This window comes from Roseovarius sp. Pro17 (assembly GCF_035599575.1).
Lineage (GTDB): Bacteria > Pseudomonadota > Alphaproteobacteria > Rhodobacterales > Rhodobacteraceae > Roseovarius.
In genome coordinates, this window is record NZ_CP141179.1 from 1,697,945 (window position 1) to 1,711,962 (window position 14,018).

Annotated in this window: 11 protein-coding genes; 4 read left to right on the forward strand and 7 right to left on the reverse strand. The window is 58.0% G+C overall.

Going from position 1 to position 14,018, the window contains the following annotated elements; translation table 11 throughout:
* Positions 1-475: 475 nt before the first annotated feature.
* From U3654_RS08260 to U3654_RS08270, 3 genes are read right to left on the reverse strand one after another with little or no spacing between them, the layout of a single operon-like run.
* Positions 476-988, reverse strand: a complete 513-nt coding sequence (locus U3654_RS08260; protein WP_324754857.1) for a redoxin domain-containing protein — start codon at positions 986-988, stop codon at positions 476-478.
* Positions 985-1,218: a hexameric tyrosine-coordinated heme protein gene (locus U3654_RS08265; protein ID WP_324754858.1), complete on the reverse strand. Its 234-nt coding sequence runs from the start codon at positions 1,216-1,218 to the stop codon at positions 985-987. The genes U3654_RS08260 and U3654_RS08265 overlap by 4 nt, the downstream gene beginning before the upstream one ends.
* Before the next feature lie 60 nt (positions 1,219-1,278).
* Positions 1,279-2,028, reverse strand: coding sequence for a hypothetical protein (locus tag U3654_RS08270; RefSeq protein WP_324754859.1), 750 nt, complete (start codon positions 2,026-2,028; stop codon positions 1,279-1,281).
* 101 nt (positions 2,029-2,129) lie between these two features.
* Here U3654_RS08270 and U3654_RS08275 point away from each other — a divergent pair, with 101 nt between their 5' ends.
* Both U3654_RS08275 and U3654_RS08280 read left to right on the forward strand, forming a co-directional pair.
* Complete coding sequence (locus U3654_RS08275; RefSeq protein WP_324754860.1) at positions 2,130-2,672, forward strand: MarR family winged helix-turn-helix transcriptional regulator; 543 nt, start codon at positions 2,130-2,132, stop codon at positions 2,670-2,672.
* A complete protein-coding gene (locus tag U3654_RS08280) occupies positions 2,672-3,358 on the forward strand; it encodes an MOSC domain-containing protein (protein WP_324754861.1) in 687 nt (228 codons plus the stop codon). The genes U3654_RS08275 and U3654_RS08280 overlap by 1 nt, the downstream gene beginning before the upstream one ends.
* Positions 3,359-3,428: 70 nt before the next feature.
* Here U3654_RS08280 and U3654_RS08285 read toward each other — a convergent pair whose 3' ends face one another.
* From U3654_RS08285 to U3654_RS08300, 4 genes are all read right to left on the reverse strand, one after another.
* Entirely contained in the window at positions 3,429-4,919 is a 1,491-nt protein-coding gene (locus U3654_RS08285) for a SpoVR family protein (RefSeq protein ID WP_324754862.1), read from the reverse strand.
* The gene (locus tag U3654_RS08290; protein WP_324754863.1) at positions 4,912-6,234 is read right to left on the reverse strand and encodes a YeaH/YhbH family protein; all 1,323 of its coding nucleotides are present in this window, start codon (positions 6,232-6,234) and stop codon (positions 4,912-4,914) included. The genes U3654_RS08285 and U3654_RS08290 overlap by 8 nt, the downstream gene beginning before the upstream one ends.
* A gap of 23 nt (positions 6,235-6,257) precedes the next feature.
* Entirely contained in the window at positions 6,258-8,192 is a 1,935-nt protein-coding gene (locus U3654_RS08295; protein WP_324754864.1) for a PrkA family serine protein kinase, read from the reverse strand.
* A gap of 158 nt (positions 8,193-8,350) precedes the next feature.
* On the reverse strand, positions 8,351-9,382 hold the full coding sequence (locus tag U3654_RS08300; protein ID WP_324754865.1) for a fatty acid desaturase: 1,032 nt from the start codon (positions 9,380-9,382) through the stop codon (positions 8,351-8,353).
* 749 nt (positions 9,383-10,131) lie between these two features.
* Here U3654_RS08300 and U3654_RS08305 point away from each other — a divergent pair.
* Together U3654_RS08305 and U3654_RS08310 are read left to right on the forward strand one after the other, a co-directional pair.
* A complete protein-coding gene (locus U3654_RS08305; RefSeq protein ID WP_324754866.1) occupies positions 10,132-11,157 on the forward strand; it encodes a carbon-nitrogen hydrolase family protein in 1,026 nt (341 codons plus the stop codon).
* 86 nt (positions 11,158-11,243) lie between these two features.
* The gene (locus U3654_RS08310; protein WP_324754867.1) at positions 11,244-14,018 is read left to right on the forward strand and encodes an ornithine decarboxylase; all 2,775 of its coding nucleotides are present in this window, start codon (positions 11,244-11,246) and stop codon (positions 14,016-14,018) included.

Sequence of the window (14,018 nt, forward strand, 5' to 3'; positions counted from 1 at the left end):
CGATTGAATGTCCGGTGCGGGGCATGAAAAATCCATCAGGCAAGGATAGTTGCATCCCTGATACCGTCTGAGCGCGCGCCATGCCACCCAATTGTCACTCGGCGCGCCCGCATGGCTGCGCCGCAATCCTGTGCGCCTTGCGCGCGCCAGTTCGATGAAATGGAGCAGATGCTGACGGGCGATGGATGATAAATTGCCCAGCCGAAATATTCGACATTCCCACCACATCCATCTGTGTCGAGACCGTGGCGCTGGGTGCGTCCTGAGAAACACGTTCGATCATCCGTTCGGCGTGGATATAATCACGCCCGGCACCGATGGCAGAGCAGGCGCAATGTGCACCGGGCCATCAGCTTTGACACCTATATCGTCAAAGCTGCTCGTCTCGCCAATATGGTCGTTCTTGCACGCCCTTTGGCTTAGGTCACAGCGTCGACACCTGACTTTCGGTGTCCTAGAAAGGTATTGCGACCTCTCAGGCGGTGCTGCCTGATCCCAAAACTTGCGCGCCTTTTGGGGGTCGCCACATCGTTTCGCAAGCACACAGCGAGGCAATCTCGGCGCCCAATTGCAGGTTGGACACTTGCCCGAAGTGATGTGCGCGTAACGCGCCGCGCTGGTCGATGATCAACAGGCTTGGCGTGCCGCGCATTTGATAGGCTGCCATGGTCAGGGGCATGCCGCCCGGTCCGGGGGCATCGACTGCCACCGGAAAGGTAACCCTGAACTCGTGCAGGAACGCTTGCAGCGACACCGGGGTCATCGCCTGATGATGCTCAAACACGGTGTGCAGGCCGATAACTGCCACCTGCTCGGGCGAAAACATGCGCTGAACCGATTGTGCCAGCGGAATTCCATGCAGGATGCATCCCGGACACAGCATCTGGAATGCTTCGATAACGACGACCTTGCCGCGCATGTCGGCCAGTTTCAGGTCGCGCGGCGTGTTGAACCACTGCGCGACCGTCAACTCGGGGGCTTGTGTCACGTGTCCGCCCAATACTTGTTGGCTTTGGCGACTGTCTGAAAATGCGTGGCAACGACCGCCGACACCGCGATCAGCGCTGACGCATCATTCTCATAGACCTCGCGCAAGCGGGTGCGCGCATCGGCGTCAGGTTGGGTCATTTTGACGGCAACCCGCGAAAGCTTGACCGCCAGGTCATAGCCCTCCTGCGGTGTGGCGGTCCGTAGCGATGGCAACCAGGTATCTGACATTTTCGCCTCCATTCATGGTGTGAGAGGCCACGCAGACTGAGCGTGTGGCCCGACCTATTGTTACTGCAGGACCCCCGGCAAAGAAAGGTCGCCCGAGGCGACGTCAAAGACATCCGTGACGCATAGCAGCGGCGCGTGGATATTGGCATTGACCCGCAAGGCGGCGGTCACCCCATCATAAGCGGCATCGGCAATTTCGACATCGCTGGCAAAGCCCACGGTTACCTTGATCTCTGGCCCGTCAAACAGTGGGGTAAAGCCGGGGCTGTCGAGGAATATCGGCAGACCGGGCCAAGTGGCCGGCAATTTCGGGGTTTCGCCTTCGGGGATGTCGCGAACGGCCAGCGCACCGGGGCCACAGGGTTCGGTCGGCGTCAGCACGACCCAATGGCTGTGCCAGATCAGACCGTCATTGGCCGGATCACCGTCGCGGTTTTCGTCGACCAACGGCGTGTCGTCAAAATCGGGGTGGCTGGTCGCGGCAAGGGCAAGAATACCCGTTCCTCCCTCAAACCCGACAGCCGCCGGGTCCAGTGATGTTGGCCAGACGTAGGACTGTACAGACGCTCCACCAAGCGCTCCGGTTGGGTCAGGCGTGTCTGCGCCCGCCACCCCGTTTGTGGTCATGTGAAACGTTACCTGATTGGCATTGCGGTGTGCATGCGCGGCAAGGATATCAAACGAGGCGACGATGGCCTCGTCGGCGGGCGAGAGGATTGCGCCCTCCTGATCAAGCGCGTGATCGCTGTCGGCGAAACCGGCAGAAGCGCTTACACTCAGCGCGAGAATGGAAAGAAGATATCTGGTCATGGCGTCGGTCCCCTTGATGGCATGGATTTGATACGTGTCGATTCTTATAGTAGCGAGTCGCTAATATTGCAATAGTGATTTCGACTCGCTATAAAAAGGGCATGATGCAAACTGAACAAATACGCGCGCTGATCAACCGCCTCGCGCGCTTGGACTCAGCGGAAAATTGGGACGGGACGCTGAATCCGGCGCAGCGTGCCGCGCTCGACTATCTTGCGCGCGCCAATCGCTTTTCGCGATCCCCCTCCCACGTCGCCGATTTTCTCGGGACGACACGGGGAACAACGTCCCAGACCTTGAAGGCACTCATGCGCAAAGGGTTTGTGGCCGAAGAACGCTCGGACATGGACAGGCGTTCAATCAGCTATCGGCTGACGGATGCAGGGCGGAGGATGGTTGGAACCAGATCTCTGCTGCTGACGGTGCTAGAAGAGATGCCCGAGAATGACCGTGCCCAGATCGAATCCTCCATGCAGCGTTTGTTGAACTTAGCAATGCGCAAGAACGGCTCAAAGCCCTTTGGCATCTGCCGCACCTGCCGACATTTCAAGCCGACAGGTGCCGGAGGCTATTGCAAGCTTTTGCAGGTTGCGCTGGACCCTGCGGAGACAGAACAGATTTGCCACGAGCAGGAGCCTGCCTGATGACCCAGTTCGATTCCTACGTGATTGAGGGCCTTTTTGTGGGTCCTGCCCGGGAGCGGTGGGCCGGCAAACCCGCGTCGGCCATTGACAAGACTTCTGCCGAGGGGCCGCAATCATTGACCCTTACCGGGTTCGAAATGGATCAACAGGCGGACCTGACGGTGCATGGCGGCCCGCAAAAGGCGGTGCATCACTATCCCGCCGATCACTATGCGGATTGGCAGGCCGAAGGCATGATCCCCCCCGGCACCCACCCTGCAGCCTTTGGCGAGAATATCTCGACCCACGGGCTGCTGGAAACTGAGGTTTGCATTGGGGATATCTTTCGCATTGGAACAGCCCTTGTGCAGATCAGCCAAGGGCGGCAGCCCTGCTGGAAGCTGAATATGCACACCGAAAAGGATCAGATGGCCCATCTATTTCAAAAAACGTTGCGCACAGGATGGTATTACCGCGTTCTAGAGACGGGCATTGTCAGCCAAGGTGATACAATCCAGTTGGTTGAGCGGCCACAGCCGAACTGGCCTGTCGCGACCGTCACCCATGCGCGTCTGAATGGACAAACGGCCCGGCGCAACGCCAAGGAGCTGGCGCAACTCTCTGAATTGGCACCGGGTTGGCGCAAGGCCTTTGCCCGCATTGCAGAGGGAAATGTGACTGAAGACACAAGCAAAAGGTTGGGCTGACTAAGCCTGTCGACCAAACCGCACAAGCCCATCAAACTATCGCTTAAACGCGAATCCGATGAGGATCATCTCAGTCGCTACGCTCCTCCAGTACGACGTCATAGCCCCAAAGGCTGCGAATATTATCTAGCGTCGCGTCGCGCGTTTCGGCGTCGAGAGGGACATGATCGCGCTGGACATGACACAGCTTGAGCCAGCGATCGCCCAGCAGGTCCACATCGACCACCTGAATATCCGGATCCGACCCTGAAATGTCGAGATTGGCAACCATGACGTCACGCACCGCGTGATAGCCGCGCGAGTCATGGATCGCGCTGACCGTGCAAAAGGAATCCTTGGCGTCGTCGGCTAACGCGAACAAGTGGAACCGGCGTATCACCTCTGGTCCGAGGAATTGTTGCACGAAACTTTCGTCGCGGTAATTGGCCCAGGCATCCTGCAACACGCCGCGCCAGTCGTCTACGCCTGCGATATCTGGGAACCATTCGTGATCTTCGGGCGTCGGGTTTTCGCAGACGCGCCGGATATCCTGCATCATGGCAAACCCAAGCGCGTAGGGGTTGATCCCTGCAGAGTGTGGCGCATCGAAATCCGGTTGCGTCAGAACGTTGGTATGATTGTGCAAAATCTCGAACATGGCACCGTCGCTCAGACGGCCCGAACTGTGCAGTGCGTTCATGATGTAATAGTGGACGAAACACGCGCAGCCCTCGTTCATCACCTTGGTCTGCCGCTGGGGATAGAAATACTGTGCGATGTTACGCACAATGCGCAGTATTTCGCGCTGCCACGGCTCCAGTATCGGGCTGTGGCGCTCTAGAAAATAGAGCAGGTTTTCCTCGGGCAGCTTCATCGCGCGTTTGCGTTCGCGCACATGTTCGTCAACAATTCTCTGGGGTCGGGCACGCTCGAACGAATTCCAGAGGTAATGCACCGCCGCCTCCTCGTCGCGCAGTCGCTCGCGCTGTCTGGCCCGCTCCTCGCGCAGCGAGATGCTGGCAGGACGGCGGTGGCGAAACACGCTGGTGTGCATCAATGAATGGGCGGCATCAAGAAGCTGTTCGACCTCGTGATCGCCATGCTTCTCTTCGCAACGCGCGATGAACTCACGCGCATATTCGAGATAGTCGAGTATCCCTTCAGCGTCGCTCCATTGCCGAAACAGATGGTTATTCTTAAAAAAATGATTGTGACCGAATGCCGCGTGCGCGATCACCAGCGCCTGCAAGGCCATGCTGTTGTCTTCGAGGCAATAACTGATGCAGGGGTTCGAGTTGATGACGATCTCATAGGCCAGCCCGCGCGCGCCTTTGCGATAAAGCCGCTCGTCATGCACAAAGCGTTTGCCGAACGACCAATGGCGATACATCAGCGGCATACCGTTCGACGAATAGGCGTCGACCATCTGCTGGGCTGAGATGATCTCGATCTGATTGGGATAAACGTCCAGCTTGAGATCATCGATCGCAATCTTTTCGATCGCGTCATAGCTGCGTTGGATCGCGTCGAAATTCCACTCGGTGGACTCGAAAAGCGGCGCAGAGCCAGATTGTTCAGGCATCAGACACCCCCTGCCCTTTTTTGACGAAAAGCTCGCGAAACACCGGGTAAATGTCGGCGGGGGTCGCTATCCGCTTCATTGCGAAGTTGGGGCAATGGCCCGCAACCTTGCGGTAGGCGCGCCACAGTTCCATGCCATTGTCGTCGCTGTTCATCAGCTTGACCTCGGATTCCTGCAAAATTTCGATATAGGCGAAATATTGACAGAGCGGCATCAGGGCCTCTTGCAGCAAATCGGCGCAAACCTCGGAATCGCCGCCGTAATTTTCGCCGTCCGATGCCTGCGCAGCGTATATGTTCCACTCGGACGGTGGGTATCGCTGGTTGATGACCTCTTTCATCTGCTTCAGCGCGGTGCTGACCACGGTGCCGCCCGTCTCGCGAGAGTGAAAGAACGTCTCTTCGTCGACCTCGCTGGCGGTCTGGGTGTGGCGGATAAAAACAAGCTCGATCTTGTCATAGCGCTGCTTGAGAAAGAGGTGCAGCAGGACGAAAAACCGCTTGGCGAGGTCTTTTTCACGCTCGCCCATCGAGGCGGAGACGTCCATCAGGCAAAACATCACGGCCTTGGACGACGGTTCGGGACGCATCTCGAAAAACTTGTAGCGCACATCCAGCGGATCGACGAAGGGCACACTGCGCTGCCGTTTGCGCAGCAGGTCCACCCGCTCGCGCAACTCTCCCAATTCCGCCAGTTCTGCGGCATCGGGCATGTCCAGCGCCTCAAGCGCCTGAATGCGCAAGATCAGATCATCGAGGTCGCGAATTTTGGGGCGACGCATCGCTATGCGCCTGCCATACGCATTGCGCATCGTGCGCATGACGCTGAGATTGGCCGGCGTCCCAGCAACCGTATATCCCATGCGTATCGGCTTGGCGGCCTTGATCTCTTTCAGGCTGCGCTTGACCAGATCGGGCAGCTCCAGATCCTCGAAGTAAAGCTCCAGGAACTCGTTGCGCGTCAGCAGGAACAGGAAATCATCCTCGCCCTCGCCATCCGCAGACCCCTCGCGGCCACCTCCGCCGGGCGCGCCCGAGGGCGGTTTCCTGATCCGGTCGCCGACGCTGAAACTCCGGTTACCGCTTAGCACCCACTGGCGCCGCCCGCCCTTGGCAGCGTGGCGAAAACTGGGCTCGGCGATGCCCTTTGCGGGCACCGTGATCATTTTCTCGCCATCGGCATCCGCGATGTCCCGATTGCGCACGCTCTCATCAACTGCGTTTTTCACCGCCGCACGGACGCGCCCGATAAAGCGACGGCGATTGCCGTGGCTTTTGCCTTTCGGATTCAGGCGGCGATCAACCAAATGGGCCATCTGCCTGCGTCCTCCCTCACTTGTTACCCTGCCTTGTTGACCCGCATGTACCATTCCACCAGACGTCTGACCTGTCGGCGCGTGTAACCCCGGTCAATCATACGATCGATAAACTCGTTGTGCTTGGCTTCGGTTTCCTTGTCGCGCTTGGCGCCGAAACTGACGATGGGCAACAGATCCTCGATCTGCCCGAACATCCGCTTTTCGATGACGCGGCGCAGCTTTTCATACTTGCGCCAGTCCGGGTTCTTGCCGTGGTTTTCGGCCCGCGTGCGCAGCACAAACTTGACCACTTCGTTGCGGAAGTCCTTGGGGTTGGCGATCCCGACGGGCTTCTCGATCTTTTCCAGTTCCTGCTCCAGAATTTCGCGATCAAAGAGCTGGCCGGTATCGGCATCCTTGTAATCCTGATCCTCGATCCATGCGTCGGCATAGGCGATGTAGCGATCAAACAGGTTCTGACCGTAGTCGGAATAGGATTCCAGATAGGCCTTCTGAATTTCGTTGCCGATAAATTCCGCATAGCGCGGGGCAAGTTCGTCCTTCATGAAGGCCAGATAGCTGCTCTCGGTCTCTTCGGGCATCTGGTCGCGTTTTATTGCCTGCTCCAGCGCATAGAACAAATGCACCGGATCTGCCGAGATTTCCTCGGTGTCGTGGTTGAAGGTCTCGGACAATACCTTGAACGCAAACCGCGTCGACATCCCGTTCATACCCTCGTCGACACCTGCAGCATCGCGATATTCCTGCGCTGAGCGCGCGTTGGGGTCGGTATCTTTCAGCGTTTCACCGTCATAGACGCGCAGCTTGGAATAAAGCGGAGAGTTCTCATGCTCTTTCAGGCGGGTAAGCACACTGAAACGGCCCAGCATCTCTAACGTTTCGGGCGCGCAGGATGCATCATTGAGGCTGCTCTCATCGAGCAGTTTCTGATAAATCCGGGTCTCGTCGCTGGCCCGCAGGCAATAGGGCACATTGACGACGCTGATACGATCGAGAAATGCCTCGTTGTTTTTGTTGGTCTTAAATTGCCGCCATTCGGCCTCGTTGGAATGTGCGACGATGACGCCCTGATAGGGAATGGCGCCGATATTCTCGGTCCCGACATATGACCCTTCCTGAGTTGCGGTCAGCAAGGGGTGCAGCACCTTGATCGGTGCTTTGAACATCTCGACGAACTCCATCATGCCTTGCGTCGTGCGGTTCAGCGCGCCGGAATAGCTGTAGGCGTCGGGATCGTTCTGGCTGAAATCCTCCAGTTTGCGAATATCGAGCTTGCCGACCAGCGATGAAATGTCCTGATTATTTTCATCGCCGGGCTCAGTCTTGGCGACGCAAATTTGGCGCAGCTTTGATGGGTAGAGTTTGACGACCGTGAACTTGGACACATCGCCATCAAGCTCGGTCAGCCTTTTGACGGCCCAAGGCGATATGAGGCCGTTCAGCAGTCTTTTGGGGATGTTATATTTGCTCTCCAGCAGGTCGCCCATTTGTGCGCGATCAAACAGGCCCAGAGGCGATTCAAAGATCGGGCTGATGTCATTGCCAGCCTTCAGCACATAGATCGGCTCGCGCTCCATCAGGTTTTTAAGCACTTCGGCGAGGGTTGATTTGCCGCCCCCGACCGGGCCCAGCATATAGAGGATCTGCTTGCGTTCCTCGAGGCCCTGACTGGCATGGCGAAAGAAGCCGACAATGCGTTCAATAGTCTCCTCAATGCCAAAGAGATCCTCGAACGGCTTGTATCGTTTGATCGTCCGGTTAAGGAAAATCCGGCTTAGCCGCTGATCCTGACTGGTGTCGATCAGCTCGGGTTCCCCGATGGCCGACACCATCCGTTCCGCCGCAGTCGCCCGTAGCCCCGAGTCTTCGCGGCATCCCAGCAGATAATCCTGCAGCGTCATTTCAACGAGCTTTGTGCGCCCGTATTCCTCTGCGAACTGATCGAAAACTTCCATTTTGGTGTCCTCCCTGCTCTGATCGACCTCTCATCGTGTTTTGCAGTTTGCGTCCTCATAAAATATGGGCAACGAAGTATTTTTAAAGAACACTTTTCCTTCAATCTTTTTCAGCCGCCACCTCCGGGCGGATCCGGTATCCTTGCCGACGACACCCGTTATAGGGCGGGATTGCCAGCAGACAGGCGCGCTTGGCGGAACGAAATCAGTTGTTTGGCATGTTCGTCCCAGAGCGTCAGCCTGACGCAGCCCAAGCTTTGCAGCAGTGTAATACGCCCGATATCGCGCAATTCGGGGTGATCGCGCAGGATCTGAGGCAAACGGTAGAACGGCACCCGGCAACATAAATGATGCACATGATGGATGCCGATATTGCCGGTGAACCAACGTAGCATCAGCGGAAGATCATAGTGAGAACTGCCATGAAGTGCGGCGCTTTGAAAATTCCATTCATCACCCTCGGACCAATGCGTATCGGGGAACTGGTGCTGGACATAAAACAGCCAGACACCGATGGTCGCCGACATAATGGTGATCGGCAATTGCACCAAAAGGAACGGCCCGATACCCATCAGCCAGATCAGGATAACAACCGGCAGCGCGATGCCCAGATTGGTCACGAAGGTCGATACCCAAGGCTGCATTCCCGCCCGCATGAGGCCAAGGGGCAACCGGTATTGAAAGATAAAGAGCCACGCAGGCGCGAGGCCGAACAGCACAATAGGATGACGATAGAGCCAATAGCGCATGCGTCCCCACCAAGGCAGGGCGCGATACTCGGCCACGGTCAGGGTGCTGATTTCGCCCATACCGCGATTGCCCAGATCACCTGCCGTTGCGTGATGCGTTGCGTGGGTGCGACGCCAATAATCATAGGGCGTCAATGTCAGGACACCAATCGTGCGGCCGATCCAATCGTTGAGCCGGCGGCCCGCGAACAGGGCGCCATGACCGCAATCATGCTGTAGCACGAACAAGCGAACCAGAAATCCAGCCGCGGGAATGGTCAGCAAAAGGCCCCACCAAAAACCGTTCACGGCCGCCAAAGCGGTCAGTATCCAAAGAGTGAAAAAAGAGACGGCGGTGATGCTCAATTCGAACACGCTGCGCACCGGGCTGGGCTGACGATAACGCGCCAGAATTCCTACCAACGAAACACTTCTCTTTTCTGTCACGGTGCCTGTGTTCATACCCGTGTTCATACCAATATTATAGTCCTCAGACTGCACGATGCCTGTCCTTTTCTGCGACGGATTAAATTTGGAAATATCTGGCTTGCACCACGTTTTGCTGCGGAGTTGCAAATGACCAAGGTCCTGCTTGACGATTGACACTAGCTTACCATTCGTCTCGCCCACCGATGCTTACCAATGTTAGCCTTTGGTGGATTTTTAAGGTTTACGCAAGTGCATGCAGCTTGAGACGTTGCGAAACTGGATAGGTGCACAGCCGGATTCAAAGCGCCTGACGCCGAATTTCCGTTGGTATTGCGTCTGTTGTCATGCGGTGAATGGTCCTGAAATCAAGTGGTGAAAGTACCACACCAACAGCACGACAAAGTGGCTCTACTGCCCGGCGCAGGACGACGGCTTATCCAAGACGGATTTGGGATTAGATTTCCCGCCGCCGGTTCCTGCTCCCAACCAGTCAGCACGCCGCCCTTGGCATTCGGCAATCGTTAAGGGAACGTAACCGCTATGTGCTGCAAAGCGCATCCAATTGCTGATGGCGCACCAGTCTGAGCGGCCTATCAGATCACATCAAAGTGGATGACCCACGGCGTCGGCAATCGCCGCGCCGGTCATTCAAGATGTCGCCAAGCAAGCGCGCGTTGACGCAGCGTAAAGGCCGCACGCCCCCAGCGTCTTCTGTTGTTATTTCAAGATCACTTGTCGTAAGGTGGCCGAACGCAAAGGCGAAAGCAGAGGAAAAGCCACCGATGATGCCATTCGCAATCGCAGGTGTTCAGATGTATGTGAACGCTCTGCAATCCAATGTCGACGGCATGATCCACCGACTGGACCTGCTGATGTCGCGCTTTCCTTGGACGCAGATGGTGCTTTTCTCGGAGCTGGCCCCGTTCGGGCCGCTGACCAAGTTTTCGCTGCCGCTACGCAATGAAACGGTGGACCGTTTTTGCGAGGCTGCGCGCCGCCATAACATCTGGCTGATCCCCGGTTCGATGTTCGAGACCGCTGAGGACGGGCGCATCTACAACACCTCGACCGTGATCAACCCGGCGGGCGAAATCGTGTGCAACTACCGCAAGATATTTCCGTTCCGCCCCTATGAGGGCGGCGTCGAGGCGGGCACCGATTTTTGCGTCTTTGACGTGCCCGATGTGGGCCGGTTCGGCCTGTCGATCTGTTATGACATGTGGTTTCCCGAAACGACGCGCCAGATGACGTCTCAGGGCGTCGAGGTGTTGCTGCACCCGGTTCTGACCGGCACGACCGACCGCGAGGCCGAGCTGTCGATCGCGCGTGCCACGGCGGCGCAGTTCCAGTGCTATGTCATCGACGTCAACGGCCTTGGCGCGGGCGGTGTGGGTAAATCCTGCGTGATCGATCCGACCTCGACCGTGCTGCACCAGTCGGCAGGCCAAGAGGATATGTTTCCGATCGAGATCGACCTCAGCCATGTGCGCCGCCAACGCGAGCGCGGCATGAAGGGGCTGGGCCAGGTCCTCAAGAGTTTTCGCGACCGCGAAGTCGATTTTTCCGTCTATGACCGCACCAGCGGCACCGACGCCTATCTGCACGGGCTGGGTCCGCTGGTCGTTCCGGGCCAGGACACATCCGGCGCTGCACGCGCCGACCTGGGCCGAGATCTGGGCGCACGTCCGGGCACGCATGACACAGTTGGCGCCCCGCCCGTTCTAGAGAAAACACAAGAAAGCGCCCAAGCGGCGGTCGGCATGACGCCGGGTACCAACGCCGGAGGCGCGCCGCCGATCACCAATTAACACCATAAAAAATGCGGACGATCAGAATCTGCCCGCACTATCTTTGCCTTCATTTTCTGATCGCCCGTCAATAGCGGGGAAGTGATATGCATTCGATGGCAGACTATTATTCGGCGGTCCAACTCAGGGCCGACCGGTGGAGTTCGCTTCGCGAAGCCACGGCTCAAATGATCCGGGTCGACAGGGGCGGCGCATCGGGAGGCCGCCCAACGAAAAGCGGGGCGAAACAGATCGAGGAGCTGCTCGATCAACTGGCCCCGATCGAGACGTTCTGGGCCTTTCCCGGCACTGCCGCATTCGACGTGCTGCGCCGTCACTTTGACGCCGGCCACTACAGCGAGCTGGCCTTTACCGTGCAGCGCATCACCCGCGCACTGACCAGCGGCGCGTATCGGCGCCGCCAAATCCCGCTGGACCGCGACGGCACCGAGGCCGATGATCACGACGACGAGGCGATGCAATCGCTGGAGGCGCGCGCGCTGAGCAAGCCCTATTTCGAGGTCATGGTGGTCGATAACCTGAACGAACATCAGGAGCGCTGGCTCAAGAGTAATTTCCAGCGGATGCGCCGCCCCGAAGACCCCTTCCACTACGAGCCGGTCGTCGTGCCCAGCCTTCAGGACGCGCTGATGGGCGTACTTTTCAATCACAACATTCAGGCCATCGTGGTGCGCCCCGGCCTCACGCTGCACTCAAAAATGGTGCTGCCTATACTTGAACGGTATCTCAACCGTGCAGGCGGCATAGCGGCGCTGGAAGAGCTGGACCCCAGCAACTACGGCCCCGAACTGTGCCGCTTGATCGCCCGCGTGCGCCCCGAGCTGGACGCATACCTGATTACCGACCGCTCGGCCGAGGATATCGCGGGGCTGGATCTGGGGATTTGTCGCCGCGTTTTCTATAATCAGGAGGATTTCCTCGAACTGCACCTGAACATTATTAGGGGCGTGCAGGCGCGCTATAAAACACCGTTCTTTACCGCGCTGGTCGAGTATTCCAAGCAGCCAACGGGCGTTTTCCACGCGATGCCGATCAGCCGAGGTAAGTCGATTAACCGCAGTCACTGGATTCAGGACATGGGTGCGTTTTACGGGCCTAACATCTTTATGGCCGAAACCTCTGCCACCTCTGGCGGCCTAGACAGCCTGCTAGAGCCGCACGGCCCCATCAAAGAGGCGCAGCGCCTTGCCAGCCGTGCGTTTGGATCAAAACAGACGTATTTCGCCACCAACGGCACCTCGACCTGCAACAAGATCGTCGTCCAAGCCCTTGTTCGGCCCGGAGATCTCGTTCTGGTCGACCGCGATTGCCACAAGTCGCACCATTACGGCATGGTGCTGGCCGGTGCGCAGGTCTGCTACCTCGATAGCTATCCGCTGAACGAATATTCGATGTATGGCGCGGTCCCTCTCAAGGACATCAAGGCGCAGCTGCTGCAGCTAAAAGCAGCCGGCAAGCTGGACCGCGTGCGCATGCTATTGCTGACCAACTGCACATTCGACGGTATTGTCTATAACGTCGAGCGGGTCATGCAGGAATGTCTGGCGATCAAGCCGGACCTTGTGTTCCTGTGGGACGAGGCGTGGTTCGCCTTTGCCCGCTTTGGCCCCACATACCGCCAGCGCACCGCGATGAACGCTGCAAACAACCTGCGCGAACGGTTCCGCAGCGAAGCGCACGCCAAGGCCTACGAGGCCCAACAGGAGCTGCTGAAGGATGCCGACGACGAGACGTTGATTAACACGCGTCTGGTGCCTCCGCCCAACTCTCGCGTGCGCGTCTATGCCACGCAATCGACGCACAAAACGCTGACGTCGCTGCGCCAGGGATCGATGATCCACGTAAACGATCAGGACTTCAAAGGCGAGGTAGAGGCGTCGTTTCACGAGGCCTACATGACCCACACGTCGACCTCACCCAACTACCAGATCATCGCATCGCTGGACGTGGGGCGTCGTCAGGTCGAACTGGAAGGGTTTGAGTTCGTGCAGCGGCAGGTCGAGGCGGCCATGTCGATGCGCCGCGCGATATCGACCCATCCGCTCTTGCAGAAATATTTCAAGGTTCTGACCGCAGGCGACATGATCCCCGAAGAACACCGCGAAAGCGGCGTCAGCAGCTACTACGATTCCGATCAGGGCTGGACCGATATGTGGGAGTGTTGGGAAAACGACGAATTCGTGCTGGACGCAACGCGCGTGACCCTTTCGGTCGGCGGAACCGGCTGGGACGGCGACACGTTCAAGACCGAAATCCTGATGGATAAATACGGCATCCAGATCAACAAAACGTCGCGCAATACGGTCCTGTTCATGACCAATATCGGCACGACGCGATCCTCGGTCGCCTACCTCATCGAAGTGCTGGTCGAAATCGCGCGCGAACTGGACGAATTGCAGGACGACGCCTCGATGATGGAGCGGCGCGGGTTTCAAAAGCGTGTGTCGAACCTGATGGACGACCTGCCCCCCCTGCCCGATTTCTCGCGTTTCCATGATGCGTTCCGCTCGGGCAGCGAGACGCCAGAGGGCGACATCCGCTCGGCCTTTTTCCTCAGCTACGACGAAAAGAACTGCGACTACCTCGAACTTGACGGCTCGATCCACGACGCGATGAAGAGCGGCGAGGATATCGTATCGTCGCAATTCATCATCCCCTACCCGCCCGGCTTTCCCATTCTGGTGCCGGGACAGGTGGTCAGCGACGAGATCCTGTCATTCATGCGCGCGCTGGATGTGAGCGAAATCCACGGCTATCGCGGCGATCTGGGCCTACGCGTGTTCACGCAAGACGCGCTGAAACGCGCAGGCAAGGCCAACACAGCGCGCTTGAAACTGAACGACGCGCGCGCAAAGCTCTAG

Excerpts from the sequence above, each read along its gene's own strand:
- U3654_RS08290 (WP_324754863.1), bottom strand. The coding sequence starts at position 6,234 with ATGGCCCATTTGGTTGATCGCCGCCTGAATCCGAAAGGCAAAAGCCAC.
- U3654_RS08300 (WP_324754865.1), bottom strand. The coding sequence starts at position 9,382 with ATGAACACAGGCACCGTGACAGAAAAGAGAAGTGTTTCGTTGGTAGGA.
- U3654_RS08285 (WP_324754862.1), bottom strand. The coding sequence starts at position 4,919 with ATGCCTGAACAATCTGGCTCTGCGCCGCTTTTCGAGTCCACCGAGTGG.
- U3654_RS08310 (WP_324754867.1), top strand. The coding sequence starts at position 11,244 with ATGCATTCGATGGCAGACTATTATTCGGCGGTCCAACTCAGGGCCGAC.
- U3654_RS08275 (WP_324754860.1), top strand. The coding sequence starts at position 2,130 with ATGATGCAAACTGAACAAATACGCGCGCTGATCAACCGCCTCGCGCGC.
- U3654_RS08265 (WP_324754858.1), bottom strand. The coding sequence starts at position 1,218 with ATGTCAGATACCTGGTTGCCATCGCTACGGACCGCCACACCGCAGGAG.
- U3654_RS08295 (WP_324754864.1), bottom strand. The coding sequence starts at position 8,192 with ATGGAAGTTTTCGATCAGTTCGCAGAGGAATACGGGCGCACAAAGCTC.
- U3654_RS08270 (WP_324754859.1), bottom strand. The coding sequence starts at position 2,028 with ATGACCAGATATCTTCTTTCCATTCTCGCGCTGAGTGTAAGCGCTTCT.
- U3654_RS08280 (WP_324754861.1), top strand. The coding sequence starts at position 2,672 with ATGACCCAGTTCGATTCCTACGTGATTGAGGGCCTTTTTGTGGGTCCT.
- U3654_RS08305 (WP_324754866.1), top strand. The coding sequence starts at position 10,132 with ATGATGCCATTCGCAATCGCAGGTGTTCAGATGTATGTGAACGCTCTG.